General features: G+C 63.8%; 22 protein-coding genes. 17 read left to right on the top strand and 5 right to left on the bottom strand.

What is annotated here, in order from left to right:
* Positions 1-11: 11 nt before the first annotated feature.
* On the top strand, positions 12-920 hold the full coding sequence (locus KIT02_RS11555) for an alpha/beta hydrolase (protein WP_297577826.1): 909 nt from the start codon (positions 12-14) through the stop codon (positions 918-920).
* 17 nt (positions 921-937) lie between these two features.
* Here KIT02_RS11555 and KIT02_RS11550 read toward each other — a convergent pair whose 3' ends face one another.
* On the bottom strand, positions 938-1,864 hold the full coding sequence (locus tag KIT02_RS11550) for a LysR family transcriptional regulator (RefSeq protein ID WP_297577825.1): 927 nt from the start codon (positions 1,862-1,864) through the stop codon (positions 938-940).
* 191 nt (positions 1,865-2,055) lie between these two features.
* Between KIT02_RS11550 and KIT02_RS11545 the strand changes: the two genes are divergently transcribed.
* From KIT02_RS11545 to KIT02_RS11500, 10 genes are all read left to right on the top strand, one after another.
* A complete protein-coding gene (locus tag KIT02_RS11545; protein WP_297577824.1) occupies positions 2,056-2,994 on the top strand; it encodes an ABC transporter permease in 939 nt (312 codons plus the stop codon).
* Complete coding sequence (locus KIT02_RS11540; protein WP_297577823.1) at positions 2,994-4,754, top strand: dipeptide/oligopeptide/nickel ABC transporter permease/ATP-binding protein; 1,761 nt, start codon at positions 2,994-2,996, stop codon at positions 4,752-4,754. Before KIT02_RS11545 ends, KIT02_RS11540 begins: the two co-directional genes overlap by 1 nt.
* Positions 4,751-5,569, top strand: a complete 819-nt coding sequence (locus KIT02_RS11535; protein ID WP_297577822.1) for an ABC transporter ATP-binding protein — start codon at positions 4,751-4,753, stop codon at positions 5,567-5,569. The genes KIT02_RS11540 and KIT02_RS11535 overlap by 4 nt, the downstream gene beginning before the upstream one ends.
* Before the next feature lie 118 nt (positions 5,570-5,687).
* On the top strand, positions 5,688-7,469 hold the full coding sequence (locus KIT02_RS11530; RefSeq protein ID WP_297577821.1) for a sulfatase: 1,782 nt from the start codon (positions 5,688-5,690) through the stop codon (positions 7,467-7,469).
* A gap of 22 nt (positions 7,470-7,491) precedes the next feature.
* Positions 7,492-9,039, top strand: a complete 1,548-nt coding sequence (locus KIT02_RS11525; protein WP_297577820.1) for a sulfatase — start codon at positions 7,492-7,494, stop codon at positions 9,037-9,039.
* Positions 9,040-9,054: 15 nt separating this feature from the next.
* Complete coding sequence (locus KIT02_RS11520) at positions 9,055-11,502, top strand: glycoside hydrolase family 3 C-terminal domain-containing protein (protein WP_297577819.1); 2,448 nt, start codon at positions 9,055-9,057, stop codon at positions 11,500-11,502.
* A gap of 89 nt (positions 11,503-11,591) precedes the next feature.
* Positions 11,592-12,428 carry a formylglycine-generating enzyme family protein gene (locus tag KIT02_RS11515; RefSeq protein WP_297577818.1) on the top strand — a complete coding sequence of 279 codons (837 nt, stop codon included), beginning with the start codon at positions 11,592-11,594 and terminating at the stop codon, positions 12,426-12,428.
* A gap of 191 nt (positions 12,429-12,619) precedes the next feature.
* Positions 12,620-13,552, top strand: coding sequence for a sulfite exporter TauE/SafE family protein (locus KIT02_RS11510; protein WP_297577817.1), 933 nt, complete (start codon positions 12,620-12,622; stop codon positions 13,550-13,552).
* Positions 13,552-14,301, top strand: coding sequence for a TIGR02186 family protein (locus KIT02_RS11505; protein WP_297577816.1), 750 nt, complete (start codon positions 13,552-13,554; stop codon positions 14,299-14,301). Before KIT02_RS11510 ends, KIT02_RS11505 begins: the two co-directional genes overlap by 1 nt.
* Before the next feature lie 154 nt (positions 14,302-14,455).
* A complete protein-coding gene (locus KIT02_RS11500; protein ID WP_297577815.1) occupies positions 14,456-16,723 on the top strand; it encodes an NADP-dependent malic enzyme in 2,268 nt (755 codons plus the stop codon).
* Between the two features lie 21 nt (positions 16,724-16,744).
* Here KIT02_RS11500 and KIT02_RS11495 read toward each other — a convergent pair whose 3' ends face one another.
* On the bottom strand, positions 16,745-17,776 hold the full coding sequence (locus KIT02_RS11495; RefSeq protein ID WP_297577814.1) for a LacI family DNA-binding transcriptional regulator: 1,032 nt from the start codon (positions 17,774-17,776) through the stop codon (positions 16,745-16,747).
* Between the two features lie 168 nt (positions 17,777-17,944).
* On the opposite strand from KIT02_RS11495, the gene KIT02_RS11490 reads away from it, so the two are divergent.
* The 6 genes from KIT02_RS11490 (at position 17,945) to KIT02_RS11465 (ending at position 24,180) form a co-directional block, all read left to right on the top strand.
* The gene (locus tag KIT02_RS11490; protein ID WP_297577813.1) at positions 17,945-18,979 is read left to right on the top strand and encodes a Gfo/Idh/MocA family oxidoreductase; all 1,035 of its coding nucleotides are present in this window, start codon (positions 17,945-17,947) and stop codon (positions 18,977-18,979) included.
* A 9-nt stretch (positions 18,980-18,988) separates the two neighbouring features.
* Entirely contained in the window at positions 18,989-19,891 is a 903-nt protein-coding gene (locus tag KIT02_RS11485; RefSeq protein ID WP_297577812.1) for a sugar phosphate isomerase/epimerase, read from the top strand.
* A 206-nt stretch (positions 19,892-20,097) separates the two neighbouring features.
* A complete protein-coding gene (locus KIT02_RS11480; RefSeq protein WP_297577811.1) occupies positions 20,098-21,324 on the top strand; it encodes a sugar ABC transporter substrate-binding protein in 1,227 nt (408 codons plus the stop codon).
* 71 nt (positions 21,325-21,395) lie between these two features.
* Entirely contained in the window at positions 21,396-22,298 is a 903-nt protein-coding gene (locus KIT02_RS11475; RefSeq protein WP_297577810.1) for a sugar ABC transporter permease, read from the top strand.
* Positions 22,295-23,122 carry a carbohydrate ABC transporter permease gene (locus KIT02_RS11470; protein ID WP_297577809.1) on the top strand — a complete coding sequence of 276 codons (828 nt, stop codon included), beginning with the start codon at positions 22,295-22,297 and terminating at the stop codon, positions 23,120-23,122. The genes KIT02_RS11475 and KIT02_RS11470 overlap by 4 nt, the downstream gene beginning before the upstream one ends.
* On the top strand, positions 23,119-24,180 hold the full coding sequence (locus KIT02_RS11465) for an ABC transporter ATP-binding protein (RefSeq protein ID WP_297577808.1): 1,062 nt from the start codon (positions 23,119-23,121) through the stop codon (positions 24,178-24,180). The genes KIT02_RS11470 and KIT02_RS11465 overlap by 4 nt, the downstream gene beginning before the upstream one ends.
* Positions 24,181-24,196: 16 nt before the next feature.
* Here KIT02_RS11465 and KIT02_RS11460 read toward each other — a convergent pair whose 3' ends face one another.
* The 3 genes from KIT02_RS11460 to KIT02_RS11450 are packed head-to-tail and all read right to left on the bottom strand — an operon-like array spanning position 24,197 to position 26,738.
* Positions 24,197-25,372 (bottom strand): acetyl-CoA C-acetyltransferase, encoded by a 1,176-nt coding sequence (locus tag KIT02_RS11460; protein ID WP_297577807.1) that lies wholly within the window; start codon positions 25,370-25,372, stop codon positions 24,197-24,199.
* Positions 25,369-26,025 carry a 3-oxoacid CoA-transferase subunit B gene (locus KIT02_RS11455; protein ID WP_297577806.1) on the bottom strand — a complete coding sequence of 219 codons (657 nt, stop codon included), beginning with the start codon at positions 26,023-26,025 and terminating at the stop codon, positions 25,369-25,371. The genes KIT02_RS11460 and KIT02_RS11455 overlap by 4 nt, the downstream gene beginning before the upstream one ends.
* Positions 26,025-26,738: a CoA transferase subunit A gene (locus KIT02_RS11450; protein ID WP_297577805.1), complete on the bottom strand. Its 714-nt coding sequence runs from the start codon at positions 26,736-26,738 to the stop codon at positions 26,025-26,027. The genes KIT02_RS11455 and KIT02_RS11450 overlap by 1 nt, the downstream gene beginning before the upstream one ends.
* Positions 26,739-26,807: the final 69 nt, after the last annotated feature.

Below are 26,807 nucleotides of genomic sequence, written 5' to 3'. Positions count from 1 at the left end.
TCGAGGAAGCCATGTCCGACGATGCCCGCGCCGCCGCGCGCAAGGAGCTCGATGTCTGCCTCGAGCGTGTCGACAGCCTGCCGGGCGGCGGGCGCGTCTGGCGCGAATTGTTCTATGCCCAGCCCTTCGGTTTCCGCGCGCTGACCCTGTCGCTGGCCGTGCCGGCCGGTCCCGGGCCGCATCCGGTCGTGGTCTATATTCACGGCGGCGGCTGGATGCAGGGGCACCCCCACTCCATGCATCCCAATCTGGCCAGCATCAATTTCGTCGATCACCTTCTGGTGGCCGGCTATGCGGTGGCCCGGATTTCCTACCGGCTGTCCGGGGAGGGGCGGTTTCCAACCCAGATCCAGGATTGCAGCGCCGCTTTGCGCTATCTCGCCCATCACGCCGACCGGTTCGGCATCGATCCGGACCGGATGGCGGCCCTGGGCGAAAGCGCGGGCGGGCACCTTGCCCTGCTTCTGGGGCTGGAGACGCCGGATCACTTCAAGGGGAGCGAGGGCATTGCCGGCCCCACGCCGCGATTGCGCGCCGTTGTCGACTGGTATGGCGTCACCGACCTCAAGCGCCTCGATGCCCAGGCGCTGCCCACGGCGCGTTTCGTGCATGACAGCGAGGTCTCGGCCTCCGGGCGTCTCATCGGCGGGAGGATTTCGGACTGGCCGGCAGCGGCCGAGGCCGCGTCCCCGATCTCCTGGGTGAGCGCGGGGGCAGTCCCGGTCCTCATTCAGCACGGACTGCTCGATTCCGTCGTGCCGCCGGGGCAGGGGGAAACGCTTTATCAGGCGCTTGTCGATGCCGGGGCGGTTGCCGAATGGCATCCTGTCGCCCATGCCGATCACTGCTTTGTCGGCGGCGATCTGGGGGCGGTCATGCCGCCGGTTCTCGCCTTTCTCGACCGCTACGTCCGGAGTTGAGGTGCCGCCGCGCAGGGTCAGCCGGGTTCGCTGATACCGAACCGTTCCCGGCTGAGGGCGACCAGGGTCTTGAGCGGAGCCCAGTCATTGAGCTCGGTCCGGAAAATCATGCCGACCTCGGCGGTGCTGGGCCCGAAAGCGCCGGGAATGGGAACGATGCGCGGCGCCGAGAAGGCACCCACCGACAGGTCCGGCAGGACGCAGAGGCAATCGCTGTGCTGCAGCATGGTCAGCACCGAAAGCAGGTTCTGGCACACGAAGCGGATTTCCGGCCGGCTGCCAATATGCTCGGTCACGGCGTGCTCGGTCATTTCGCGATAGGTCGGCAGTTCGGAATAGACGATCCAGGGATAGTCGCCGAGCCGTTTGAGATCGGGCTTGCTGCCCGCCTGCCCGGTGGTGAACAGGGGATGGTCCTCGCGGGCCATGACATGGTTGTGCACCTGCGTCAGCCTGATCCGTTCCATGCGCAGGCTTGATCCGCTGTCGTTGAAGACCCCGCCAAAGGCGACGTCCAGCCGCCCCTCGTCGAGATCGCGCACGGTCTTGCCATAGACCAGGGTGGTGAACTCGATGACGAGGCGCGGATAGCGCTTCTGCAATTCGCTGAGCACGCCCGACAGGATGCCCGAACGCCAGATCGGGCCGCCGCCCACCCGCATGACGGCCTTTTCCTGCATGGCCTCGTTGCGCAACTCGTGCTCGGCGATTTCCCAATAGCGCTCGATGCGGTTGGATACCGAGAGCACCCTCTGGCCGAAGGGGGTGGCCACGACGCCGCGCGCATGGCGCGTCACCAGGGGTTGGCCGAAATACTGCTCGAGCTGCGCCAGCGAGCGCGACAGGGCCGGCTGGGTCACATTGAGCTTCTCGGAGGCCCGCCGCAGACTGCCTTCGTCGAGAATGGTGCGCAGGCGAAAAAGATGCGTGATCTGGTCCAGCATATTGATGCACTCAGGTTATCGCTCGGGGATTTTTTTGCATTATCGGCGTATCGCTGCAACTGCTAAATCTGCCCCTAGACACAGCCCGGAACAATGCGGGCGGCGGAGGACCATCATGATCGCAACTTGCCAATGTGGCGCGGCCGTTCGGCCGGGCCCCTTTCCGGCAGCCCGCCCGGGGGAACGCTTACATGCTTAGCTATGTCGCAAAGCGCCTGGCCTCGAGCCTGGTTCTTCTGGCCCTGGTCACCACGCTGACCTTTGCCATGGTGTTCGGCGGGGCCGACAATGTGGCGCAGAACATTCTGGGCGACAACGCCACCAGCGAGCAGATCGTGGCGCTCGAGCAGAAGCTGGGGATCGACCGGCCGCTCTATGTGCAATATGCCGACTGGGTGTCCAAGGCGGTGCGCGGCGATCTCGGCCAGTCCTGGACGCTGGGCGAGAGTGTCTCGAAAATCCTTTCCGGGCGCCTGCCGGTGACCCTCTCCATGGTGATCCTGGCGGTTTCGATCATCGGCATCATCTCGGCCCTGCTCGGCATTGCCGCGGCGGTGCGCGGCGGCTGGGCCGACCGGGTGATCCAGCTGATCAGCGTCGTCGGGTTCTCGCTGCCCAATTTCTGGCTCGGCCTGATCCTGGTCGTGGTTTTTGCGCTCAACCTGCGCTGGCTGCCGGCCACCGGCTATACCGATTTTTCCACCTCGCCCGTGGGCTGGCTGGCCTCCCTGACCCTGCCGGTGGCTGCGCTGGTGCTGTCGGGCATCGCCTCGGCCTCCCAGCAGGTGCGCGGCGCCATGATCGATGCCCTGCGCCAGGACTATGTGCGCACCCTCAGGGCCGGCGGCATCAAGCCCTCTTCGGTGCTGTTCCGCCACGCGCTGCGCAATGCCATGCCGGCGGCCCTGACCGTCCTTTCGCTGCAGTTCATCGGGCTCCTGGGCGGTGCCGCCATCATCGAGCGCGTCTTTGCCATTCCCGGCCTCGGCTCGATCACGGTGCAGGCGGCCCTGTCCGGCGACATCCCCATCCTCATGGGCGTCGTCGTCACCATGATCATCCTCGTCGTCATCGTGAACATCCTCATCGACCTGGCCAATGCCTGGGTCAATCCCAAGGTGCGCCTCTGATGTCCGCTGCAAGCTCCGGCCCGACCCAGACCGCCTCCGGTCGCGAAAGCATCCTGCGCTCGGTCCTCACCAATCCCCTCGGCCTCACCGCTGCTGTGCTGCTGCTGGTAGTGGTGCTGACGGCGGTGTTCGCGCCGCTGATCGCCCCCTTTGCCCCCGGCGACCTGCAGATCTTCAAGATCAATGCGCCGCCCGGCGACGGCTACCTCCTGGGCGGCGACGGATCGGGCCGCGATATCTTCAGCCGCCTGGTCTATGGCGCCCGCAATACCCTGATCGGGGCCCTGATCGCACTCAGTGTCGCGGCGGCCATCGGTGTCACTGCGGGCCTGTTCGCCGGCTATTTCGGCGGCCGGCGCGAAGTGGTGATGAGCTGGATCGCCGACGGGCTGATGGCCCTGCCGGCCCTGATCGTGCTCTTGGCCTTCTACCAGTCGCTCGGTTCGTCCATCCAGGTCTCGATGGTGATCTTCGGCATCATGCTGTCGCCCGGTTTCTACCGGCTGACGCGGAACCTGGTGAACGGGGTCAAGCACGAGCTCTATGTCGATGCCGCCCGCGTGTCCGGGCTCACCGACCTCAGGATCATCGCCCGGCACATCCTGCTGGTCATCCGGGCGCCGGTGATCATCCAGACCTCGATCGTGGCCGGTATTTCCATCGTCATCCAGGCGGGCCTCGAATTCCTCGGCCTCGGCGATCCATCCGTGCCCACCTGGGGCGGCATGCTCCAGGATGCCTTTGCCAATATGTTCGTGGTGCCCACCGCCATTCTGTGGCCGGGCCTGGCCATCTCCATCACCGTTGCCTCCTTCGTGCTCCTGGCCAATGCCATCCGCGACCGGCTGCAGCAGGGCGATCGTGCTCCTGCGGTCTCGAAAATGCCCGCTGTGGCGGCCGGTCCAGCCGGTTCCGCCCCCAGCGATACCGATATCCTGCTCGACGTGCGGGATCTCGTGGTTGGCTATCCCGGCAAGGCCGGCTGGACCGAAGTGGTCAAGGGCGTGTCGCTGCAATTGCGGCGCGGCGAGGTGCTGGGGCTCGTGGGTGAAAGCGGCTCGGGCAAGACCCAGACGGCCTTCGCGGTCCTGGGGCTGTTGTCCACCGGCGGGCGCATTCTCTCCGGCTCGATCTGGTTCGATGGCAAGGACATCGCCAACCTGCCCGAAGACGAGATGCGCAGGCTGCGCGGCCGGCATATCGCCTATGTGCCGCAGGAGCCGATGAGCAATCTCGATCCGGCCTTCCGCATCGGCTTCCAGTTGACCGAACCGATGATGACGGTGCTGGGCCTGTCGCGGGCCCAGGCCGAGGCAAGGGCACTGGAACTGCTTGCCAAGGTGGGCATGCCCGACCCGATGCGCACCTTCAAGGCCTATCCGCACCAGATTTCCGGCGGCATGGCGCAACGCGTGCTGATCGCCCGGTCCATTTCCTGCAATCCCGATCTGCTGATCGCCGACGAGCCGACCACTGCACTCGACGTGACGGTCCAGGCCGAAGTGCTGGAGCTGCTGCGCGACCTGCAGGCCGAAATGGGCATGTCCGTCATCCTCGTCACCCACAATTTCGGTGTCGTGGCCGATATCTGCCACCGCGTCTCGGTGATGAAGGACGGCAAGGTGGTCGAGACCGCGGAGGTCAAGGCGCTCTTTGCCGACCCGCAGCACGACTACACCAAGATGCTGCTCGGCGCCGTGCTCGACGATGTCACCCCCCGCACCTACCGCCCCCGCACGCTCAAGGAAGTTTCGGCATGAGCGACGATCTGATCGTTGAATGTATCGATGTGAACACCAGGTTCGGTGCCCACCACGTCCTCAAGAACGTCAACCTGACCGTGCGTGCGGGTGAAACGGTGGGCCTGGTGGGGGAGAGCGGTTCGGGCAAGACCACGCTCGGGCGGGCCATCCTCGGCATCGGCCCGGTCAGTTCCGGCCGTATCCTGTTCGAGGGGCAGGACATTGCCGGCGTCGCCCCGCGCGACCGCAAGGGCAAGGCGGCCTCGATCCAGGCCGTGTTCCAGGACCCCTATACCTCGCTCAATCCGTCCATGACCATCGAGGACATCCTGGTCGAGCCGATCGTGGCCCGGCGCCAGGCCAGCGCCGAAGAGGCGCGGGCGCGGGTGCGTACCCTGCTCGAGCAGGTCAACCTGCCCAGCGACGCGGCCTATCGCTATCCGCGCGAATTTTCCGGCGGCCAGCGCCAGCGGATCGCCATTGCCCGGGCCCTGGCGCTCTCGCCGCATCTGATTGTCTGCGATGAGCCGGTCTCGGCGCTGGATCTATCGACCCAGCAGCGCGTGCTGGATCTCTTCGTCGAAATCCAGGAGCGGACCGGCGTCGCCTATCTCTTCGTCAGCCACGACCTGTCGGTGGTGCGGCACATTTCCCATCGGGTCGCGGTGATGCGCGGCGGCGAGATCGTTGAGTTCGGCGACTGCGACCAGGTCACCGCCGATCCCCGCCATGACTACACCAGGCGCCTGCTGCTGGCGGCCCCCGTCGCGGACCCGGTGCGCCAGGCCGAACGCCGCGCCGCCCTGCGCGCCCTCAATGGCGGCGTGTCGTGATGGGCGCTGATGTCCTCCGGGTCACTCCCGCAAAAGCTGGAACCCCTGTTGCACAAAAACGGATGTCCCCGCCCTGGCGGGGATGACGCCGGAAAAGACCAGACCACCGGAGCCTGAAATGCGCGCCATCATCGTCATGTTCGACAGCCTCAACCGCCGCCTCTTGCCGCCCTATGGCGACACGCAGAGCCATGCGCCCAATTTCGCGCGGCTGGCGGCGCGCACGGCGACGTTCGAGAATTGCTATGCCGGCTCTATGCCCTGCATGCCGGCGCGCCGGGAAATGCATACGGGGCGCTACAATTTCCTCCACCGCTCCTGGGGCCCCATCGAGCCCTTCGACGATTCCATGCCGGAAATCCTGGGCAGGAATGGCGTCTATACGCATCTGATCACCGATCATCAGCACTATTGGGAAGATGGCGGGGCGACCTATCACAACCGCTATTCGAGCTATGAGTTCTTTCGCGGCCAGGAAGGCGATCTGTGGAAGGGGGTCGTCAACAGGAACGATACCGGCCGCCTCAAGGACATCCTCTACCGGATGCAGAACCAGGACGGGATCAACCGCAGCTATCTCGAGGACGAGGCCGATCATCCCCAGACGCTGACGTTCGATGCGGGGCTCGAATTCATCGACACCAATGCGGATGCCGACAACTGGATGCTGCAGCTCGAGACGTTTGATCCGCACGAGCCCTTCTTCAGCTACGAGCAGTATCATCGCCTCTATCCAGAGAGCGAGGCCGGCAATGAAGCCGATTTCGACTGGCCGCCCTATGCGAGGGTCACCGAAGCCAGGGCCCAGGTCGATCAGGCCAGGAACCGCTACCTGGCGCTGCTCTCGATGTGCGACGCCAATCTGGGCCGGGTACTGGACCTCATGGACGAAAAGGACATGTGGGCAGACACCATGCTCATCGTCTGCACCGACCATGGCTATATGCTGGGCGAGCGGGGCTGGTGGGGCAAGTCGGTCATGCCCTGGTATGACGAGACCATTCACACCCCGTTCTTCGTCTGGGACCCGCGCTCGGGCGTGGCCGGGGCGCGGCGCCAATCCCTGGTGCAGACCATCGACATCGCTCCGACGCTGCTCGACTTCTTCGGGCTGGAGCCGACGCCGGACATGGGTGGGCGCCCCCTGGGCGATGCGGTGGCGGAAGACCGCCCGGTGCGCGAAGCCGGCCTGTTCGGAATTTTCGGCGGCCATGTCAGCGTCACCGACGGGCGCTATGTCTATATGCGTTCCTCTGCCGATCCGGCCAACCGCCCGCTGCTTGAGCACACACTGATGCCGACGCATATGCGCAGCCGCTTTGCGCCGGAGGAATTTGCCGCGGCCGAGATGATGCCCGGCTTCTCCTTCACCAAGGGTGCTCCGGTCATGCGCATGCCCGGCTGGACCATGCGCGGCCCATCCGAGTTCGGCACGCTGCTCTATGATCTCAAGACCGATCCAGGCCAGACCCAGCCGCTGCGCGATGCGGCGCTCGAACTGGTCATGGCGCAGAAGCTGGTCGGCCTCATGCGCGACAATGATGCACCGCCCAGCCAGTTCGAACGGCTGGGCCTGCCGGTCGAGGGCGAGGTCACCCAGGACCACCTCCTGATCGAAAAACAGTGGGCGCAGGTCCTGCTCGGCCAGCGTCGTGGACCGACTGTGCACGATTTTGCCCGCGATGCTGTCATTGCGACTGTTGATGTCAACAGTCTGCTAGCCAATTCACATGCGCGGTCAATCCTGGTTGACGCGCTGCCGGCGCTTGGCGGCAAGGCCGTCCCGCCCATCTTCAATGACAAGACCGTACTCGAGATCGCCGGCATGGTGCCGCATCTCGACCGGACGCGCCTCGAGCAGATCGAGGCCTCTCTGCAATCCATTGTTCCCGCTGAATAGCTATATATTACAGGACTTTACCATGCGTCCGAATATCATTTTCATCATGAGTGACGACCATGCGGCGCGGGCCATTTCGGCCTATGGCGCCGGGCTCAATGCAACGCCGAACCTGGATCGACTGGCCAAGGAAGGCCTGCGTCACGACGCGACCTATGTCACCAACTCGATCTGCACCCCCAGCCGCGCCGCCATCCTCACTGGCACCTACAATCACGTCAATTGCGTCACCACGCTCTATACCGAAATCGACAACCGTTTGCCCAATGTTGCCAAGCACTTGCGGGCCGGCGGCTATCGCACCGGCATGTTCGGCAAGTGGCATATGGGCGAGGGGCCAGCGCATAATCCCACCGGTTTCGATGACTGGGCGGTGGTGCCGGGGCAGGGCGACTACTGGGACCCCAAGTTCATTTTTCCGGACAATTCGCGCCGCCGCATTCCGGGCTATGCCACTGATATCATTACCGATATGAGCCTGGATTTCATCGAGAAATCGGGTGACCAGCCCTTCTTCCTGATGTGCCACCACAAGGCCCCGCACCGCAATTTCGAGCCCGATCCGAAATACAATCACCTCTGGGAAAACGAAGATATTCCGCTGCCAGAGACCTTCAACGACGACTATTCCAACCGTGCTGCCGCCGCGGCAGCCGCGAAGATGCGCATTCGCTCGGACATGAATTACGAGGATCTTGGTCTCGTAACCCCTTCTGGTCCCGCAGAAAAAACCGGGTCGCTGATGCTCGATTTCATCCCCTTCATGCGCAAGGTCCCCGAATTGCACGAGGGGGAAAGCATCACCGTGATCTGCGCCGAAACCGGCGAGAATTTCACCTTCACCGACCCTCAGGCTTTCGCCGAGTTCAAGTATCAGCGCTACATGAAGCGCTATCTGCGCACGGTTCAATCCATCGACGACAATGTGGGACGGCTGCTCGATTATCTCGACGAGAAGGGCCTCACGGACAATACAATCGTCATCTACACCTCGGACCAGGGTTTCTTTCTGGGTGAACATGGCTGGTTCGACAAGCGCTTCATGTATGAGGAAAGCCTGCAGATGCCGTTCCTCGCGCGCTTTCCCCGCGCCATCAAGCCGGGCACAACCAGCGCCGATATCGCCTGCAATGTCGACTTCGCCCCGACCTTCCTCGACTATGCGGGCCTGCCGATCCCCAGTTACATGCAGGGCCGCTCCATGCGGCCGGTGCTCGAGGGCAAGACTCCCGGGGACTGGGACCAGCTCACCTATCACCGCTACTGGATGCACAATGACGAGATCCACGAGTGCTGGGCCCATTATGGCGTGCGCGACCAGCGCTATAAGCTGATCTACTGGTACAATGACGACCTGGGCCAGTTGGGCGCCAGGCCAAACGGGGCAGCGCCGGAATGGGAACTGTTCGATTGTGAAAATGACCCGCACGAACTAACCAATATTGCGGCGGACCCTGCCTATGCCGGCATTTTCCGCGATATGCTGGGCAAGCTGGATGGCAGAATGGCCGCGATTGGCGATGTTCCCGAACACGACAGCGCCGCGGTTCTGGCCGGGCTTTCGGCCTGACGAAGAGAGACCAAGATGAGAATTGAAGACCTGATCGCAGCCATGACCCTTGAGGAGCAGGTCAGCCTGCTCTCGGGCGAGGATTTCTGGTCGCTGCCGGCCGTCGAGCGCCTCGGCATTGCCAAGTTGCGCGTCTCGGATGGCCCCAATGGCGCGCGCGGTGGCGGCGGGCTGCTGGGCGGCGTCAAGGCGGCGGCATTTCCGGTCGGCATCAGTCTCGGTTCGAGCTGGAATGTGGACCTGCTGCGTGAGGTTGGCGTGGCGCTCGCCCACGAGACCAAGTCGAAGGGCGCGCACATGCTGCTCGCGCCCACGGTCAATATTCAGCGCTCGGTCACCAATGGCCGCAATTTCGAGTGCTTTTCGGAAGACCCGATCCTCACCGGCGAATTGGGTGCGGCCTATATCCAGGGTCTGCAGAGCCAGGGCATTTCGGCGACCGTCAAGCACTTTGCCGGCAATGAATCGGAAATCGAGCGCACGAGCATGAGCTCGGTGATCGACGAGCGGAGCCTGCGCGAAGTCTATCTCGTTCCGTTCGAAATGGCGGTGAAGAAAGGCGGCACCAAGGGTGTCATGACCGCCTATAACAAGGTCAATGGCACATTTGCCTCCGAGCACAACTGGCTCATCACCGACGTGTTGCGCGGCCAATGGGGCTTTGATGGCCTCGTCATGTCCGATTGGTTCGGCTCTCATTCCACGGCGCCCACCGTCAATGCCGGACTGGACATGGAAATGCCCGGGCCGCCCCGCGATCGCGGGGCCAAGCTGATTGCTGCGGTCGAAGCCGGCGAGGTGTCGCGCGAAACCATTGCGGCCCGCGTGCGTGCCATCCTTTCCGTCATGGAATGGACCGGCGCGCTGACCGATAGGCGGCCATTCGAGGAAATCGCCGATGATCGCGCCGAAACGCGGGCGCTGATCCGCCGGGCCGGCGCCGAAGGCATGGTTCTGCTCAAGAACGATGGCCTGTTGCCGCTGGCGCAGGGCCCCAAGGTGGCGGTGATCGGGCCCAACGCCAGGATTGCCCAGATCATGGGCGGCGGCTCGTCCCAGATCAATCCGCACTATCGGGTCAGCCCATGGGACGGGCTGACAGCAGCTCTTGGTGTGGACGCACTTTCCTATGCGCCGGGCTGTGGCAATGACCGGTTCCAGCCGCTCCTTGCGGGCCCGCTCACGGTCGAGTTCTTTGCCAATCGGACCCTGTCCGGTCCGGTTATCGGCACCGAGACGCTCGATGCCGCCGAAACCTTCTGGCTGGGCATGGTCGCTGGCGGCAAACTGTCCACTTCCGATTTCTCAGCCCGCATTTCCGGCCGCTATACGCCGGAGCGCTCGGGCCTGCACCATGTGGGCATTGCCTCGGCCGGGCTGGCGAAAGTTTTGGTCAATGGCAAGCTGGTCGCCGACGCCTGGACCCATTGGACCAAGGGCCGCACCTTCTTCGAGGAAGGATGTGACGAGGTTGTCGGTGCGGTGGAGCTTGAAGCCGGCAGGCCTGTCGAGATCACCATCGAATTTGCCGCCAAGGAGCATGGGGTTCTGGGCCTGGCGGCCTTCCGCATGGGTATCGGGCGGCCGATGGGCGACGCGGAAATCGCCGAGGCTGCGACGTTGGCCGGTCAGGCCGATGTCGCCGTGGTGCTGGTTGGCCGCAATGGCGAATGGGATACCGAGGGCAGTGACCTCGAAAACATCGTCCTGCCGGGCCGCCAGGACGACCTGATCCGCGCGGTGGCCCGTGCCAATCCGCGCACGGTGGTTGTGCTGCAGACCGGCGGGCCGGTTGAAATGCCCTGGCTTGACAGCGTCTCGGCCGTGGTCCAGGCCTGGTATGCGGGACAGGAAACGGGCAACGCCATTGCCGATGTGCTGACCGGCCTAACCGAACCGGGCGGGCGCCTGGCGCAGAGCTTCCCCAAGCGCTGGTCCGACAATCCGGCCTTCAGCCAGGACAAGCGGGTCTATCCCGGACTTGATGGTGAAGTGGAATATCGCGAAGGGGTGTTTGTCGGCTATCGCCACTATGAGCAGCACGGCATCCAGCCCCTGTTTCCTTTCGGTTTCGGGTTGAGCTACACCCGCTTTGACCATGGCGCCCCGGTGCTCGATCGATCCGGATTGGCCACGGGTGCCCTGCGCGCGACGATCCAGGTTCGCAATGTCGGCGACCGCGCCGGCGCAACGGTGGTACAGTTCTACGTAGCTCCGGCCGCCGCGGTGGTCAGCCGCCCCAAGAAGGAGCTCAAGGCCTTCGGCAAGCTTGCTCTGGGGCCCGGAGAGACCGGTCAGGTCGAGCTTGAACTCGACGCGCGCGCCTTCGCCTATTTCGACACGGCATCGGGGTGCTGGGTCGCGGAGGCAGGGTCATACCAGGTGTTGATCGGCACCGATGCCGAAACCATGCTCAGCACCGAAACCGTCATCCTGCCCGAAAAGCTGGTCATGCGGCCATGAGTGGCTGCTGCGGACCATCCCGCGCCGCCGTCTCTGTGCCGGCGCCAGCGAACCCGCCAGCGGCCGGCCGGGGTGGCGCGGCGCATGAGATGATCCGCGTGCGCGGCGGGCGCTCGTTCGTAGGGACCAATAGTCCGGAAATTGCGCAGGACGGCGAGGGGCCGGAGCGGGCCATCACCCTGGCTGATTTCGGCCTCGAAGCCCAGACCGTGACGGTGGACCGGTTCGCGGCCTTCGTTGCGGCCACGGGCTATGTGACCGAGGCCGAGCGGTTCGGCTGGACGGCGGTGTTCTTTGGAGACGAGCCGCATCTGTCGGCGGCGCGGGCCGCCGGATCGCGGCTGCCCTGGTGGCACAGCATCGACGAGGCCAACTGGCGGCAGCCTGAGGGGCCGGGCAGTACGGTGGACGATCGGTTGGATCACCCGGTCACCCAGGTGTCGTGGGCCGATGCCCGCGCCTTTGCCGAATGGGTGGGCGGACGCCTGCCGACCGAGGCCGAATGGGAGCACGCGGCGCGCGGTGGCGCGGATCGCCGGCGGTTTCCCTGGGGTGAAGCCGAGCCCGATGATGCCCTCATTCACGCCAATATCTGGCAGGGTCAGTTTCCGTACAGCAACACGCTTGCCGATGGCTATGAGCGCACGGCGCCGGCGCGGAGCTTCGCGCCCAGTGCTCTGGGTTTTTACAATCTGGCCGGCAATGTCTGGGAATGGACGGCAGACGCATTCAAGGTGCGGTCGCTGTCCCGACAGGCGCGATTGCGCAATGCCCAGGCCCTAGAGCACTCCGAGAAGGTGCTCAAGGGGGGCTCGTTTCTCTGCCATATTTCCTATTGCTACCGCTATCGCATTGCCGCCCGCATGGCGCTGTCGCCGGACAGTGCCGCAAGCAATGTCGGGTTCCGCGTCGCCTACGATCTTTAGAGCGTTTTCAAGAAAAGCGGACACCACTTTTCTGGTTCGAAAACGCGACCAACCAAGGACTTGGAGCGCTCGTTCTCAATCTATCAGAACGAGAAAAGCTCCAGGCCGCTGGCCGTGCGCCACGACCTGTCCTGACCGCAACAGGTCCGCGTCCCTCGGGGCGGGGCGCAACCCTATTGTACTGGCACGCCATGCCGATCTACCTGCCCATCGCCGAGCTCTCCGTCGATCTGTTCTTCCTTCTGGGGATCGGGGCGGCGATCGGGTTCATTTCGGGCCTGTTCGGTGTCGGCGGCGGTTTCCTGCTGACCCCGATGCTGCTGTTTGCCGGCGTGCCGGCGCCGGTCGCGGTCGCCTCGGTCACCGCACAGGTGGTGGCCTCATCCACGTCCGGCGCGCTGTCCTATTTCCGGCGCGGCGCCATGGACATCAAGATGGGGGCCTATCTGGTGCTGGGCGGGGTCTTCGGGTCGGCGCTCGGGGTCTGGATTTTCGGCATTCTCAGCGCGCTTGGTCAGCTCGACCTGTTCTTGTCGCTGGGCTACCTGGTGCTGCTGGGTTCGATCGGGGCGCTGATGTTCGCCGAGTCGGTGCGCACGATCCTGCGCAGCGGGCGGGAAAAACCTGCAGTGCGCCGCCGCCTGCCCGGACAGGCGCCCTGGGTGCAGCGCCTGCCGATGCGGACACGCTTCCGCAAGTCACAGCTCTATATTTCGATCATTCCCGTGGTGATGATCGGCTTCAGCATCGGCGTCATCGGTGCGCTATTGGGGATCGGCGGAGGGTTCGTGCTGGTGCCGGCGCTGGTTTATATCCTGCGCGTGCCCGGCAAGGTCGTGGTCGGGACGTCCCTGCTGCACCTGCTGGCGGTGATGGCGGTCACCTGTTTCCTCCACGCCCTGCAGACGCAATCGGTGGATACGCTGTTGGCCTTCTGCCTGATGGTAGGCAGCGTGGCCGGTGCCCAGTTCGGAGCCTCGGCGGGGCAGCACCTGCCCGGGGAGAGGCTGCGCGTGCTTCTGGCCCTGTTGATCCTGGCGATCGCCATCCGCTTCGGGCTGGGGCTGGTCATTGCGCCAGCCGATCCGTTCACGCTGACCCAGCTTGGCTTTGGTGAAGCATGATGGCCCAATGGTATCGCATCCTCTGGATTTGCCTGCTGTTCCTGCTGCCATCGGCCGCCATGGCGCAGGTCGAAGTCGTCCTCACCAATTCGGACCCGGTCGTGGCGGTGCATTCCAACTTCCGTGGCCAGGCGGTGACGCTGTTTGGCTCCATTACCCCGGCGCCGCCGGCCGATGCGCCCTATGCCGTGGTGGTGGTGGTCCAGGGTCCGTCGACGGACTGGGTGGTGCGCGAGAAGCAGAGGCAGTTCGGATTCGTGCTCAACGCGGCTTCGGCGCGCTATGACCAGGTGCCGGCCTATTACGGCATTTTCTCCACCAGCCCCTTGAGCCAGGTGCTCGATCCCGCCGCACCGGAAAATACGCGGTTCGACCTTGCTGCGCTCGCGGCCTCGCTGCGCGATTTGACCGCCAACAGTGACTTCGACGCCGAATTCGTCCGTCTGATGCAGGGGAAGGGACGTTTTTCTCAGGCGGAACGGGGGGTCACCATGTTGTCCGATACGGCGTTTTCCCTGCGCGTGCCGATCGAGTCCAATGCCACCAACGGCCTCTATCTGGCCCGCGCCTATGTGATCGGCAAAGGCCAGGTGCTGGGTGAAACCACGACGCGCTTCACGGTGCGCACGCAGGGGTTCGAGCGCTATGTGGCCGATCTGGCGCGCTTCAATCCCCCGCTCTACGGCCTTGCCGCTGTTCTTATCGCCCTGGCCACCGGATGGTTGGGCGGCGTGTTGTTCAGGCGGTAGCGCAAGCCGGCGCACCGCGTTCGACGAAAGTATGGCTTTCAAGCGGGCACTGGCCCTGATTTGCGATGGGTGCGGCCACCATTGTGTCATAGCCTCCCAGCAGATTGGGCAGCGCCGGGTGACCCGGCTGCATGTCGATATCAGGGAGAGAGCCATGACCGAGGACAAGTCCGCCAGCCTGCGCGAGGCCGCACTGCATTTCCACGAGTTTCCCCGTCCGGGAAAGCTGGAAATCACGCCGACCAAGGCGCTGGCCAATACGCGCGACCTGTCGCTGGCCTACTCCCCCGGCGTGGCCATTCCGTGCGAGGAAATCGCGGCCAATCCGCTCGATGCCTATAGGTACACTTCCAAGGGCAATCTGGTGGCGGTGATCTCCAATGGCACGGCGGTGCTGGGCCTGGGCAATATCGGAGCGCTGGCAAGCAAGCCGGTGATGGAAGGCAAGGCGGTGCTGTTCAAGAAGTTTGCCGGCATCGACTCAATCGATCTCGAGGTCAACGAGCAGGACCCCAAGCGCTTCATCGACATCGTTGCGCCACTCGAGCCGAGTTTTGGGGGCATCAATCTCGAGGACATCAAGGCGCCCGAATGCTTCGAGATCGAGGAAGCGCTGCGCGAGCGGATGAATATCCCGGTCTTTCACGACGACCAGCACGGCACCGCCATCATCGTGGCCGCTGCGGTGATCAATGCCATGCGGCTGGTGAAGAAAGACATCGGCAAGGCCAAGATCGTCACCTCCGGCGCGGGCGCGGCGGCGATTGCCTGCATGAACATGCTGATCGCGGTGGGCGCGAAACGCGAGAATATCTGGATCGCCGACAGCAAGGGCCTCGTGACCAAAAGCCGGGACAATAGCGTGGACCGCTGGCGCGGCGCCTTTGCCCAGGACACCGACAAGACCGAACTGGCCGAGGTGATGGCGGGGGCCGACATCTATGTCGGTTTGTCCAAGGCCGGAGCGCTCAAGCCGGAGATGATGACGGAGATGGCGCCCAATCCGCTGATCCTGGCGCTCTCCAATCCCATCCCCGAGATCATGCCGGAACTGGCGAAAGAAGCGCGCCCCGATGCTTTGGTCTGCACCGGTCGGTCCGACTATCCCAACCAGGTCAACAATGTCCTCTGCTTCCCCTTCCTGTTCCGCGGGGCGCTCGATTGCGGCGCCACCATCATCAATGAAGACATGAAGGCGGCCGCGGCCCATGCCATCGCCAAACTGGCGCATGAGCCGGGCCTCGAAGCCACGGCGCATGGGGTGCCGGCCATTTTCGGGCCCGACTATCTCATCCCCAACCCGTTCGATCAGCGGCTGATCCTGCGCATCGCGCCGGCTGTCGCCAAGGCGGCGATGGAGAGTGGTGTCGCGACCCGCCCGATTGCCGATTTTGACGCGTACCGTGACCAGTTGCGGCGCTTCGTCTTCCGCTCCGGCATGGTGATGAAGCCGATGATCGAGCGGGCTCAGGCTTCGGGCAAGCGCATTGCCTTTGCCGATGGCGAGGACGAGCGGGTGTTGCGCGCAGCCCAGGTGATTCTTGAGGATGGTATCGGCAAGCCCATCCTGATCGGGCGGCCTTCAGTGATCGAGACCCGGCTCGAGCGGTTTGGCCTCACCATCCGTCCGGGCGCTGATTTCGAGGTCATCAACCCCGAGGACGATCCGCGCTATCGCGACTATGTCGCCGATTTCCATGCCCTGGTCGGCCGCAAGGGCGTGACCCCCGACACGGCCCGCACCATCGTGCGCACCAATACCACGGTCATCGGGGCGCTGGCGGTGCGGCGCGGCGAGGCTGATGCGCTGATCTGCGGCCTCCAGGGCCGCTTCATCAAGCATGCCCGCGACATTCACTCGGTGATCGGGGTGGCGCCGGGCGCGCAGCAGCTCTCGGCGCTCTCCATGCTGATCCTCAATCGCGGCGTGTTTTTCCTCGCCGATACCTATGCCAATATCGATCCGACCGAGGACGAACTGGTCTCCATCGCGCTGCAGGCGCGAGACCATCTCAAGCGCTTCAATATCGAGGCCAGAGCGGCCCTGCTCTCCTATTCGAACTTCGGCTCACGCGATGGCGATACCAGCCAGAAGATGCGGGCAGTTTATGAGCGGCTCAAGGCCGAAGCGCCGGACCTGGTGGTCGAGGGCGAGATGCAGGGCGACCTGGCCGTCAATGAAAGCCTGCGCGAACGCTATATCCCAGATTCGGTGCTGAAGGGCGAAGCGAACCTTCTTATATTCCCCAATCTGGAAGCGGCGAATCTCTCGATGACCCTGCTCAAGGAACTCAATAATGGGCTGCATATCGGGCCGATCCTGATGGGCACGGCCAAGCCCGCCCATATCCTGGCGCCCACTGTGACCTCGCGCGGCATCGTCAACATGACGGCAATCGCCGCAACTGAAGCGGCGGGGTAGCAGGGGTTGGAGACAACCCGGTCATGCGGGCGGCACATCGCTCCGCCCGTCGACCAGGTCCATGGGTACCACGCGGCGCACCACGCCGAGGGGATATTGATCGGCATAGCCCGGCATGTTGGCCAGCAGGGCCTCGGCCAGGGATATGCCGAGATCGCGCAGGGACAAGCGGAAACAGGTCAGTCGCGGCGACATGTAGCGGGACACCGGATTGTCCCGGAAGCCGATGATGGCGAGGTCGCGGCCGGGCTGGAGGCCGGCTTCGGCCAATTGCCGGTATAGGCCGAGGGCCAGCAGCTCATAGTGAAGCACGATGGCCGACGGTCGATTCTCCATGGCCAGGATGTCATGGCCTAGCTGATAGCCGCCCAGTTCCGATGACGGAACGCGCATGACCAGGCCCGGATCGAAGGGCAGGCCGTGGCGCTTGAGCGCGGCCTTGTAGCCATCGAGAAAGACGAAGCCCAGATTGATATCGTTACTGGGTACGGCGGCGGCGATGCGGCTGTGGCCGGCGGCCACCAGGCGGTCGATGGCGCGCCGGGCGACGCCGTCGAAATCAAGATCGAGCCACGGATAATCGCCCGGGGTTTCCGAGCGGCCAAGGGCAACGAAGGGAATGCGGGCGCCCATCAAGAGGTCGATGCGCGGATCCTTGCGATGCGTGGCCGAGATGATGAGGCCGTCGACCAGCCGCCGCCCGATCATGCGCTGCAGATAGGCCGATGGGTTCTCGTCCGTGGGGCAGGGCAGCGCCACCAGATCGAGATGATGCCGGGCCAGTACGGATTGAACGCCGTCGAAGACCCCCATGAAGAAGGTGTCACTGTTGCCGTTGATATCGGCGCCCAATTCGATCATGAACCCGATGGCATTGGTATTGCCCTGGCGCAGGGACCGGCCGGCCTGATTGGGCACGTAGCCAATGGCCGCGGCAGCGTCGAGCACCCGACGGCGCGTCTCATCGTTGACATCCGGCTTGCCGTTGAGCGCGCGCGAAACCGTGCCGATGGACAGGTTGAGATGCTGCGCCAACTGCCTGATTCCCGTCATCAAATGCGCCCTCTCATGCTCACAACTCCAACATCGCCAAAAACGTTTACGGAAATCTATTGACAGAGAAATCCTGTCAAAGCTAACGTCGTAAACGTTTACGGGACGTGCTGACCGATTGCCGCAGAAGAGGGCAAGGGCACGGCAATGTCCAGAGGGAGGTCTCTCGTGGTTTACACGGCGGTGCTGGCTGGTTGCGGCGGCATGTCCAAGGGTTGGCTATCGACCATTGCGGAGCATCCGCTACTGGCTGGCCGCATCCGGATCGTCGGGCTCGTCGATCTCGACCCGGCAATGGCCGAGGCGCGTGCCGGCGAGTTTGGCCTCACAGAGGCCCTGACTGGCTCCGATCTCGATTCGGTTCTCGCACAAACAAAGCCCGACCTGCTGTTTGACGTGGTGGTGCCCGGCGCGCGCGGCAATGTGGTCGAGACCGGGCTGCGCCACGGCTGTCACGTCTTGAGCGAAAAACCCATGGCGACTTCCATCGAACAGGGCAGGGCCCTGGTCGCCAAGGCCGCTGCCGCAGGGCGCGTCCATGCCGTCGTCCAGAACCGGCGCTTCATTTCCGGCGTGCGCCGCATCCGCCGGCTGATCGAAAGCGGCGCGCTCGGCGACATCACCAGTCTCAATTGCGACTTCTTCATCGGCGCCCATTTCGGTGGCTTTCGTGAGGACATGGACAATGTCCTCCTGCTCGACATGGCCATCCACACCCTGGACGCTGCCCGTTTCATGGCCGGCAAGGCGCCAAGGGCCGTGTACTGCCTTGAAACCAATCCCAAAGGGTCCTGGTACCGGCACGGCGCCGCCGCCAATGCCATATTCGAGTTCGAGGACGACGTGGTCTTCAACTATCGCGGTTCCTGGGCCGCCGAGGGGGCCAATACGAGCTGGGAAAGCGCCTGGCGCATCATCGGCACGAAGGGCACGCTGCTCTGGGACGGCGATGCGCAGTTTCAGGCCCGCGTGGTCAATGGCGAGACCGGTTTCCTCCGCGATCTGGCCGATATCGATGTTCCCGCACCCACCGACCCTGACCAGACGCATGGCCATGCCAGCGTCATCGTCGATTTCCTCTCCGCCATCGAGAACGGCCGTCCGCCGGAGACGGCGAGCAATGACAACATCAAAAGCCTGGCCATGGTCTTTGCCGCCATCCAAAGCGCCAAGACCGGCCAGCGCGTCACCATTTCAGCCTGAGGTTAACCCGTGAGCGACCCCGCAAAATCCATTCGTATCGGCACTATGGTGAGCGCCAGCGCCGGCAAGGCGGCCGAGCGCATCGCCGAGATAGCGGGCCTCGGTTTCGAGAGCTTCGAGCCATTCTTCTGGCAGACGACCAATGGCCAGGACCTGGCCGAACTGGGCAAGCGCTGCAAGGACGCGATCGGGGATCGCGACATCACCATCTCGACCATCGGCATGTTCGGCAATCCGCTCGAAGACCAGGAGATGGACCGCCAGACCCTGCAGGGCTGGAAGGACTGCATCGACAATGCCCATCATTTCGGCGCCACCTGCGTGGCGGGCTTTACCGGTCGCGTCCGCAACAAGCCGCTCACCGACAGCCTGCCGCGGTATAGACAAGTCTGGTCGGAACTGGCCAAGCGCGCCGCCGACAAGGGCGTCAGGATTGCCTTTGAAAACTGCGCCATGGATGGCAATTGGCAGAGCGGCGACTGGAACATCGCCCACAATCCCGATGCGTGGGAGCTGATGTTCAACGAGACGCCGGACGACAATATCGGGCTCGAGTGGGAGCCCTGCCACCAGATGGTCTATCTGATCGATCCGCTGCCGCAGATCCGCAAATGGGCGCACAAGTTCTTCCACGTCCACGGCAAGGACGCCACCATCCGCTGGGACGTGATCCGCGAACACGGAATCTTCGGCAAGGAAAAATTCGTGTTCATGCGCACGCCCGGCTTTGGCGACAGCAACTGGACCGACATCATTTCGGAACTGCGGCTGGCTGGGTGGAGCGGCTCGATCGATATCGAGGGCTGGCACGACCCGGTCTATCGCGATGATCTGGAAATGACCGGACAAATTCACGCGCTCAACCATCTCAAGGCAGCGCGCGGCGGCGACCATGTGGCGCTCGCCGGCTGAGGGTCGGGCCTGCGAGGCGCACCCGGTGGCGGTCCTGCGCCACAGATGACCAGTTCGTGTGGTTCCAGGTTCTGAGGGGAACCGGACCACATGGAGAGTGAGATGCTGTCGCGGGCGTTGCACCGCCCACGACAGCGAGGAGAGCCGCAAGGGAAGAGGAACCCGAGCGGCACGCAAACGGCCCGAGGGCCGCAAGGGAGGATATAATGCAGATTTTTAAACTTGGTCTATTCGCCGGTCTGGCGGCGGGCGCTTTGGTCGCGGCCGGACCTGCCTATGCGCAGGTGACGCTCAAGGTCTGGTCGATCGACGGCAATGACCGCCCGGGTATTGCCGACACCTATTCGAAGGAGTTTGACGAGGCCAATGACGATATCGTCGTCGAATACCGCGCCGTGCCGTTCGACGAACTGGTCAACGAAACACTGCGCGCCTTCGCGACCGGCAATGCGCCCGATATCGTGTCCTTCGACAATCCGGACTTCGCCCTGTTCTCCTCGCGCGGTGCCATGCTCGACATCACCGAGCGCGTCGCCAATTCAGAAGTGCTGAGCCAGGCCGACTATTTCGAGGGCCCGATGAACTCGGTGACCTGGGACGGCAAGATCTTCGGCCTGCCCAAATATACCGACACGATCGGCATCTTCTACAACAAGGACCTGTTCGCCAAGGCGGGTCTGAGCGAGCCGCCCAAGACCTGGGATGAAGTCGTCGAATATGCCGAAAAGCTGACCGATCCGGCCGCCGGCGTTTATGGCGCGACCTTCTCGGCGCGTGCCGGCGAAGAGGGCACGTTCCAGTTCCTGCCGATCATCCAGATGTCGGGCGGGGGCTATGACAAGGTCAATACCGAGGGCGCTGCCCATGTGCTCGACCTGTGGAAGCAGATGATCGACAATGGCTGGGCCTCCAAGGACGTGCTGAGCCTGGGCCAGTGGGACTCCACCGGCACCTTCAACTCGGGTAATGCCGCCATGGCCATTTCCGGTCCCTGGGAAGTCGACCGCATGGTCGAAGATGCCCAGTTCGATTGGGGCGTGGCGCTGCTGCCGACAGTCACCGAAGGCGGCGAGCGTTCGTCGGCCCTGGGTGGGTTCGACTGGGGCATCATGTCCACAACGCAGCACCCGGACGAGGCCTTCCGCCTGCTCGAATTCTTCGCCAGCCAGGACAATCGTATCTTCCCTGAATTCGGCAATCTGCCGGCGCGTGGCGATATCGAACTGCCGGAGACCGGCATCGAGAAGAAGGACGCGGCCCTCAAGGTGTTCCAGGAGCAGTTGCAGTTCGCCCAGCCGCGCGGACCGCATCCGGAATGGCAGAAGATTTCGAAGGCTATCTACGATGCCATGCAACAGGCCCTGACCGGCCAGATGTCCTCCATGGATGCCCTCAACCAGGCTCAGGCCACGATCGACGGCATCGTCAACTAACGCCTCCCAGCGCCTGGCCGGCCGGACATGTGTCTGGCCGGCATTTTACAACATGAGGCATGGAGGCACAGATGCTCAAGGCCCTCAGTTCCCTGCGCGACGGAGTGGGATTTGACATCCTGCTGGTCGGCGCTGCCCTGGTCTTTCTGATGGCCCTGGCCGGAGCCCCGCTGATCTACAATGTGCTGATGAGCTTTCAGCAGGTGGATATGTTCACCCTCGGCTCGCTCATTCGCCCGTTCGCCGGCTTTGACAACTATGTCGCCGTGGTACAGCAGCCCGAATTCTGGCTGGTGACGCGCAATACGCTGATCTTCGTCTTCGGATCGATGGCCGGGCAGTTTGTGCTCGGTTTCGCGCTTGCCCTGTTCTTCGCCCAGAAATTTCCAGGGTCGGCCACCATTCGCGGGCTGTTTCTGGTGTCCTGGGTCATGCCGGGCCTGGTGGTCGGGGCCATCTGGAGCTGGATCCTGGCCGGCGATTTCGGCGTGCTCAATGTGATCCTGAGGGCACTTGGCATCATCGATGCCAATATCTTCTGGAAATCGGATCCCGCTTTTTCCATCTGGGCAGTGATCATCGCCAATATCTGGCTGGGCCTGGCCTTCAACATGCTGCTGCTTTCGGTTGGCCTCGCCGCCATACCCCGCGACCTCTACGAGGCAGCGGAACTGGATGGCGCCAATGCCTTCCAGAGGTTCTGGACCATTACCCTGCCGATGATGCGCTCGACCATCGGTGCCGTGCTCTCGCTCGGCCTGATCGGAACGTTGCAGCAGTTCGATCTCTTTCCTGCCCTGACCGAAGGCGGTCCGGCCAACACGTCCAATGTCGCCGGCTACTGGTCCTGGCAGTTGAGCTTCCAACTTTACGACTTCGCCAAGGGAGCGACCGTGTCCGTGATGATGTTCCTGCTCGTGCTTTTTGCCTCGGTCGTCTATGTGCGCTCGACGCGCCATGAGGTGCGCGGATGACCAGGACCTATACACCGTGGTTTCTGCTGGCCGTGGCGCTGGCCCTGGCCGCCATCTACCTGTTTCCGCTCTACTGGATGTATATCACCAGCCTCAAGGGCGGCTCGGAAATGTTCGCCAACCCGCCCACCTTCTGGCCGCGCGATCCCAATCCGGGTGTCTATGGCGAAGTCTGGGCGCGCCGCACCATGCCGGTCTATCTCTGGAACTCGGTGCTCATCGCCAGCGGGGTGACTGCCATCACCGTGGTGCTGGGCACAGGCTGCGCCTATGTGCTGGCGCGCTACCGCAATGTCTGGGTTGATGTGGGGCTGTTCTGCGTGCTGATGCTGCAGGTTCTGCCGGCATCGGTCATGGTGACGCCGCTCTTTGTGGGTTTCAACCAGGTGGGCCTGCTCAACTATCCGCGCACGGCGGTGGTGCTCGCCGCCGCGGCCAAGGCCATGCCGTTTTTCGTGGTTCTGGTCCGGGCGACCTTCATGAGCGTGCCGCGCGAACTTGAAGAGGCGGCGCTGGTGGACGGCAATTCGCGTGTCGGAGCTTTCTTCTCCATTGTCCTGCCGCTAGCCCGCAACGGCATTCTCGTCTGCGCCATCCTCACCTTCATGAGCGCCTTTGGCGAGTACATCTACTCCAAGTCTATCATCCAGAGCCCCAGTCTGCAGCCGGCCAGCGTTGGCCTCTCAGGTTTCCTGGGGCCCAATTCCAGCGACTGGAGTTCGATCATGGCCTATTCGGCCATCTATGTGACGCCGATCCTTGCCGCCTTCGTCATCCTGCAACGCCGTATTGTCTCCGGCCTTACCTCGGGAGCCCTCAAATGAGTGCACAGCCGCAGATCGAACTCAGTGCCATCGACAAGCACTATGGCGCCTTCCACGCGCTCAAGAATGTGTCTCTGACGATCGACAAGGGCAGTTTCGTGGCGCTGGTCGGCCCCTCCGGATGTGGCAAGTCGACCCTGTTGCGATCGATTGCGGGGCTCGAAACGATCACGTCGGGCGAGCTCCGGATTGCCGGCGAGACCATGACGGGCGTGCCGCCGCGGCACCGCGATATCGCCATGGTCTTCCAGTCATACGCGCTTTATCCGCATATGACGGTGGAGGAGAACCTGACCTACTCGTTGCGGCTGCGCGGTGTCGGCAAGGCCGAGGCCCGCCAGAAGGCTGCCGAAGTCGCCGCCACGACGGGCCTTGCAAATCTTTTGTCGCGCTATCCGCGGCAACTCTCCGGCGGGCAGCGGCAGCGCGTGGCCATGGGCAGGGCAATCATCCGCAATCCCAAGGCATTCCTGTTCGATGAACCACTCTCGAACCTTGACGCTGCCCTGCGCGTGCAGATGCGCAAGGAGATCCGCGCGCTGCACGACCGGCTGGGCGCGACCTCGGTCTATGTCACCCATGACCAGATCGAGGCCATGACCATGGCCGATTGGGTCGTCGTCATGCGAGACGGGGTCATCGAACAGCAGGGCCGGCCGCTCGACCTCTACGACCATCCAGTCAATCGCTTCGTGGCCGGGTTTATCGGCTCGCCAGCCATGAATTTCATGGCTGGCCACGTGGCCGAGAACGGTGCGGAGGTGGTGCTGGCCGATGGTGCGGGACGGTTGAAACTGTCCCGAACGCTCGAGGCTGGTCGCGACATCGTCGTTGGCCTGCGGCCCGAGCATCTCGACATTGATGCGGCTGGCGACGTCCACCTCGAGATCGGCGTGGTGGAATCGACGGGGTCAGCGACCTACCTCACCTCGCGCGACGGCGCGGTGCAGCTGGTGCAGTCCGACCGCACAGGGCTCAAGGCCGGGGACCGGGTGAGCCTCAAGATCGCGCCGGAGCGGGTTCACCTCTTCGATCCCCAAACCGGGGCCGCACTCTAGCGGGGCGCGATACTGGCTATTCGCGCTCGATGCAGAGTGCCACGCCCATGCCGCCGCCGATGCACAGGGTGGCCAGTCCGCGCTTGCCGCCAGAGCGGATCAGTTCGTGCAGCAGGGTGACCAGAATGCGGGCGCCCGAGGCACCGATGGGGTGACCGAGGGCAATGGCGCCACCATTGACATTGACGATGGCGCTGTCCCATTCCATGCCGGCATTGACGGCACAGGCCTGGGCGGCAAAGGCCTCATTGGCCTCGATCCTGTCGAGATCGGCGATCGACCAGCCGGCCTTGAGCAGCGCCTTTTTCGAGGCCGGGATCGGACCTGTGCCCATGATCGATGGGTCGACGCCGGCCGTGGCCCAGCCGGCAATGCGCGCCAGCGGATTGAGGCCGCGTCGGACAGCCTCGGCTTCGGTCATCAGCACCAGAGCCGCGGCGCCATCATTGAGGCCGGAGGCATTGCCCGCCGTCACCGAGCCCTCCTTGTCGAAGGCGGGGCGGAGCTTGCCGAGGCCCTCCGCGCTGGTTTCCGGGCGCAGGTGATCGTCTGCGTCCACAATGGTCGTACCCTTGCGGGTTTCGATGCTGACCGGCGCGATCTCAGCGGTGAAATGCCCGTCCGCCTGTGCCTTGGCCGCCTTTTGCTGACTGGCCAGGGCAAAGGCATCCTGCTGGTCGCGGGAAATACCGAACTTCTTGGCGACGTTTTCGGCCGTAATGCCCATGTGGTAGCCGCCAAAGGCATCCACGAGGCCATCATTGACCATGGTGTCGACCAGGCCGACCGGGCCCATCTTGGTGCCCAGGCGCAGGGCCTGGCAATGGGGTGACAGGGACATGGATTCCTGGCCACCCGCCACCACGATATCGGCGTCGCCGCCTTGCAACTGCTGCATGCCCAGGGCCACGGCGCGCAGACCGGACCCACAGACCTGGTTGATGCCGAAGGCCGTGGCCGAGGCGGGAATGCCAGCCTTGATGGCGGCCTGGCGGGCGGGATTCTGGCCGGCGCCGGCCGTCAGAACCTGGCCGAGGATGACCTCGTTGACGTCACCGGGCGCGACGCCCGCGCGGGTGAGTGCGGCGGTTATGGCCGTGGCGCCAAGATCATGGGCTGGCACCGCGCTGAGCGGGCCGAGGAAACTGCCGATGGGGGTGCGGGCGGCGCCGACAATGACGATGTCGCTCATGCTGCGTGCTTTCCAAGGGCGACGGTGAAATGCGCCTCGGTCTTGGCAGTTATTTCGTCCACGCTGACGCCATCTGCGAGTTCGATGAGTTCCATATTTGTCGCGCCGCGGCGTGCAATGGTGAACACACCAAGATCGGTGATGACCAGATCGGCCACGCGCTGGCCGGTCAGGGGCAGGTTGCACGCCTTGAGCAATTTGGGCTGACCCTTGGCTTCATGCTCCATGACCACCACAACGCGCTTGACCCCGGCAACCAGATCCATGGCCCCGCCCATGCCCTTGACCATCTTTCCGGGGATCATCCAATTGGCCAAGTCGCCATTCTCGGCCACCTGCATGGCGCCGAGGATGGACAGGTCAATGTGGCCGCCCCGGATCATGCCGAAACTGTCAGCGCTGGAGAAGAAGCTGGTCTCGGGCAGGGCCGTGATGGTCTGCTTGCCAGCATTGATGAGGTCGGCGTCCTCCTCTCCCGCGAAGGGAAAGGGGCCCATGCCCAGCATGCCGTTCTCGCTTTGCAGCCGCACATCCATGCCGGACGGAATGTAATTGGCCACCAGCGTGGGAATGCCGATGCCCAGGTTGACGTAGAAACCATCCTCAAGTTCACGGGCGGCGCGGGCCGCCATCTGATCGCGGGTCCAGGCCATCAGGCGATCTCCTCGCTACGGGAACGCACGGTACGTTGCTCGATATGCTTTGCCGGGGCAGGGACATGGACGAGCCTGTCGACAAAGATGCCGGGGGTATGAATGTGATCGGGATCGAGGGTGCCGGTGGGGACAAGGTGCTCGACCTCGGCAATGGTCACGCGGCCGGCAGTCGCCATCATCGGGTTAAAGTTGCGTGCCGTCATGCGATAGACGAGGTTGCCTTCGGCATCGCCCTTGAAGGCGTGGACCAGGCTGACATCGGCGACGAGGCCGGTTTCCATGACATAGTCCTCGCCGTTGAAGCTGCGGACATCCTTGCCCTCGGCAATCATGGTGCCAACGCCGGTCTTGGTGAAGAAGGCCGGGATGCCCGCGCCACCGGCGCGGATGCGCTCGGCCAGGGTGCCCTGGGGGTTGAACTCGAGTTCGAGATCACCGGAGAGATATTGCTCGGCAAAGAGCTTGTTTTCGCCCACATAGGACGAGATCATCTTGCGGATCTGGCGCGTGGCCAGGAGGCGGCCGAGCCCGATGCCGTCGACACCGGCATTGTTGGAGATGACCGTGAGGTCCCTGGCGCCCGAGCGCTCGACGCCTTCGATCAGCGCCTCGGGAATGCCGCACAGGCCAAAGCCTCCGGACATGATGGTCATGCCGTCCGCCAGGACGCCCTCAAGGGCCTCGGCGACGGTCGAGCGGAGTTTCCGCATGATTTCCTCCCATCCATTTTCGGACGTTGCCATCAGGCTAAGTCTTGCGGCGTCTGGCTGGTTAGTCGT

Source organism: Devosia sp., from assembly GCF_025809055.1.
Classification (GTDB): domain Bacteria; phylum Pseudomonadota; class Alphaproteobacteria; order Rhizobiales; family Devosiaceae; genus Devosia.
The sequence above is the reverse complement of the archived record's forward strand: the minus strand, read 5'-3'. Positions and strand labels throughout refer to the sequence as shown.

Excerpts from the sequence above, each read along its gene's own strand:
- KIT02_RS11510 (WP_297577817.1), top strand. The coding sequence starts at position 12,620 with ATGCCGATCTACCTGCCCATCGCCGAGCTCTCCGTCGATCTGTTCTTC.
- KIT02_RS11500 (WP_297577815.1), top strand. The coding sequence starts at position 14,456 with ATGACCGAGGACAAGTCCGCCAGCCTGCGCGAGGCCGCACTGCATTTC.
- KIT02_RS11535 (WP_297577822.1), top strand. The coding sequence starts at position 4,751 with ATGAGCGACGATCTGATCGTTGAATGTATCGATGTGAACACCAGGTTC.
- KIT02_RS11530 (WP_297577821.1), top strand. The coding sequence starts at position 5,688 with ATGCGCGCCATCATCGTCATGTTCGACAGCCTCAACCGCCGCCTCTTG.
- KIT02_RS11545 (WP_297577824.1), top strand. The coding sequence starts at position 2,056 with ATGCTTAGCTATGTCGCAAAGCGCCTGGCCTCGAGCCTGGTTCTTCTG.
- KIT02_RS11520 (WP_297577819.1), top strand. The coding sequence starts at position 9,055 with ATGAGAATTGAAGACCTGATCGCAGCCATGACCCTTGAGGAGCAGGTC.
- KIT02_RS11475 (WP_297577810.1), top strand. The coding sequence starts at position 21,396 with ATGCTCAAGGCCCTCAGTTCCCTGCGCGACGGAGTGGGATTTGACATC.
- KIT02_RS11470 (WP_297577809.1), top strand. The coding sequence starts at position 22,295 with ATGACCAGGACCTATACACCGTGGTTTCTGCTGGCCGTGGCGCTGGCC.
- KIT02_RS11505 (WP_297577816.1), top strand. The coding sequence starts at position 13,552 with ATGGCCCAATGGTATCGCATCCTCTGGATTTGCCTGCTGTTCCTGCTG.
- KIT02_RS11555 (WP_297577826.1), top strand. The coding sequence starts at position 12 with ATGTCCGACGATGCCCGCGCCGCCGCGCGCAAGGAGCTCGATGTCTGC.
- KIT02_RS11525 (WP_297577820.1), top strand. The coding sequence starts at position 7,492 with ATGCGTCCGAATATCATTTTCATCATGAGTGACGACCATGCGGCGCGG.
- KIT02_RS11465 (WP_297577808.1), top strand. The coding sequence starts at position 23,119 with ATGAGTGCACAGCCGCAGATCGAACTCAGTGCCATCGACAAGCACTAT.
- KIT02_RS11480 (WP_297577811.1), top strand. The coding sequence starts at position 20,098 with ATGCAGATTTTTAAACTTGGTCTATTCGCCGGTCTGGCGGCGGGCGCT.
- KIT02_RS11460 (WP_297577807.1), bottom strand. The coding sequence starts at position 25,372 with ATGAGCGACATCGTCATTGTCGGCGCCGCCCGCACCCCCATCGGCAGT.
- KIT02_RS11450 (WP_297577805.1), bottom strand. The coding sequence starts at position 26,738 with ATGCGGAAACTCCGCTCGACCGTCGCCGAGGCCCTTGAGGGCGTCCTG.
- KIT02_RS11515 (WP_297577818.1), top strand. The coding sequence starts at position 11,592 with ATGATCCGCGTGCGCGGCGGGCGCTCGTTCGTAGGGACCAATAGTCCG.
- KIT02_RS11550 (WP_297577825.1), bottom strand. The coding sequence starts at position 1,864 with ATGCTGGACCAGATCACGCATCTTTTTCGCCTGCGCACCATTCTCGAC.
- KIT02_RS11455 (WP_297577806.1), bottom strand. The coding sequence starts at position 26,025 with ATGGCCTGGACCCGCGATCAGATGGCGGCCCGCGCCGCCCGTGAACTT.
- KIT02_RS11495 (WP_297577814.1), bottom strand. The coding sequence starts at position 17,776 with ATGACGGGAATCAGGCAGTTGGCGCAGCATCTCAACCTGTCCATCGGC.
- KIT02_RS11540 (WP_297577823.1), top strand. The coding sequence starts at position 2,994 with ATGTCCGCTGCAAGCTCCGGCCCGACCCAGACCGCCTCCGGTCGCGAA.